Source organism: Pseudovibrio sp. WM33 (assembly GCF_001623165.1).
Lineage (GTDB): Bacteria > Pseudomonadota > Alphaproteobacteria > Rhizobiales > Stappiaceae > Pseudovibrio.
Window position 1 is genome coordinate 2,554 of record NZ_LMCK01000151.1, and the last position, 542, is coordinate 3,095.

The following is a 542-nucleotide window of genomic DNA, read 5'->3' on the forward strand; positions in this document are numbered from 1 at the left end:
AGCTTCCATTTCTTCAAGCCGGGGCCGTTCCTGCTCATCAAAGAACTCTTCTTCTTCTACGTCTTCCGCCTCGCCATTGGTCCCGGCCGCCTGACCACCGCCTAATTCTTCATCCGGGTCAGCATCTGCAGAGCGGGTGTAAAAGCCCATCTTCTGCGCACCATAAACAGCGTTCGCAAGGGCTGCGTCTTCAAAGCTGTTCATTTGCGCCAAGCGCCGCAAAGCCGTGTGCGCCCATGGAACACCAATCACCGGGGCAGTTTGATCAAAAGGCAGATAAAGGTGCACAATCTCATCTGCAGGAATGCGAATACGCTCGCCACGGCCGCCATAATAAGAGCGGTTGTGCTTAAACATGTGATAGGCAACCGGGCGATCCACCGCGTTACATTCCACCCCGGCAAGGATGTAGTGCCCGTGATCCAGCTCTTTGTTTAGCTCCACATCCAGCATGGTGATATCAAGGTGCTGGATCTGGAAGCCAAACCTCCCAAACTCCGGCCCAATGTATTTGCGGGCTAAGAAATTCCCATCACGGGCAG

General features: G+C 54.4%; 1 protein-coding gene. It reads right to left on the reverse strand.

Translation table 11 applies throughout. The features are described 5' to 3' along the window. Nucleotides 1-542: phage portal protein (locus tag PsWM33_RS27550; protein ID WP_193778477.1), on the reverse strand; the 542-nt coding region annotated here is incomplete at both ends.